This is a genomic window from Streptomyces sp. a15 (assembly GCF_059026085.1).
In genome coordinates this window covers 1-1,474 of the sequence record NZ_JBWLKM010000224.1, presented here as the reverse complement: position 1 = coordinate 1,474, position 1,474 = coordinate 1, and the positions used below count along the sequence as shown (strand labels likewise).

Genomic DNA, 1,474 nt, shown 5'->3' with positions numbered 1-1,474 from the left:
GGGGGACAAGTGGCTCTACCTTCTTGAACGGGTTGGTCCTCCCGTTCGTAGGGTGAGGACACCCAGGGGAGTCGGGTGTGGCTGACAAGTGGCTGCCGTTCGTGGCTTCAGGTGCTTGGCCGCCCGGCTCCCCACGACGACTCGGCCGCCGATTGGGAAGTGCGAACAAGTCGCTGTGTAGAGCAATGCCGGCGAGGTCGTCCGTGGTACGCAAGGCAAGTACGACGACTGGAGCACAATGAGCCGGATATGGGCGGGGACCGACTGCGGCAAGGCCCACCACCATTGCCTGGTCCTGGACAGTGAGGGCGACACGCTGCTGTCGCGTCGGGTGGCCAACGACGAGCCGGAACTGCTGAAGCTGATCGGTGATGTTCTGGACCTCGCCGACGGTGGCAGGACAACCTGGGCGCTGGACATGACCGGCGGCGAGCCCGGCCTGCTGATCGCCCTGCTGGTCAACCATGGCCAGGAGCTCGTCTACATCCCCGGTATCGCGGTCAACCGGGCCACCGACAGCTACCGGGGCCAGGGCAAGACGGACGCCCGTGACGCCCGCGTGATCGCCGATCAGGCCAGGATGCGCCGCGATCTGCAGCCGATCCGCCCCGGCGACGAAGCCACGATCGAGTTGCGGCTGCTGACTGACCACCGCGTCGATCTGGTCGCCGACCGGACCCGCACCACCAACCGGCTCAAGGCCCTGCTGAACAGCATGTTCCCGGCCCTGGAACGGGATCTCGACCTCGGTGACGTCGGCCCGCTGGTGCTGCTGGCCGGATACCAGACACCGGCCGCGATCCGCCGCGCCGGCAGTCGGCGGCTGACCGCTTGGCTGCGCAACCGCAAGGTCTGCAACGCTGCTGCCCTGGCCGAGAAGGTGGTCGAAGCCGCCGATCGCCAGCACACCGCCGTCGTGGGTGAGAAGGCCATCGCGAAGATGGTGCACACTCTCGCCAAGGAGGTGATGGCCCTCAACGAGAAGATCGCCGAGACCGACAAGCTCATCGAGGGCCGGTTTCGTGACCATGAACTCGCCGAAGTGATCGAGTCCCTGCCCGGCATCGGCACAATCCTCGGTGCCGAGTTCCTCACCGCCGTCGGCGGCAGCCTGGACGCCTTCCCAACGGCCAACCGGCTCGCGGCCTTCGCCGGCGTGGCACCCGCCCCACGCGACTCCGGCCAGGTCAGCGGCAACGACCACCGACCGACGAGATACCACCGTCGCCTGCAGCGCGTCTTCTACATCTCCGCGCTGGTCAGCGTTCAACGCGACCCCAACTCGCGAAAATTTTACGATCGCAAGCGCGCCGAGGGCAAACGCCACGTCCAGGCTCTCCTCGCGCTCGCCCGCCGCCGCGTCAACGTCCTGTGGGCCTTGATCCGTGACCGACGGTGCTACCAGGTCACACCCCCAGCCACAGCCGCGGCTTGACATCAGCATTGGGAAGCACCTGGACGAGGTCTTCATCAA

Annotated in this window: 1 protein-coding gene; it reads left to right on the top strand. The window is 66.8% G+C overall.

The annotated features are described in order from the left end of the window. Nucleotides 1–238 precede the first annotated feature (238 nt). Nucleotides 239–1,435, top strand: coding sequence for an IS110 family RNA-guided transposase (locus tag AC5P09_RS51760; protein WP_493880601.1), 1,197 nt, complete (start codon nt 239–241; stop codon nt 1,433–1,435). The last annotated feature ends 39 nt before the right edge of the window (nt 1,436–1,474 follow it).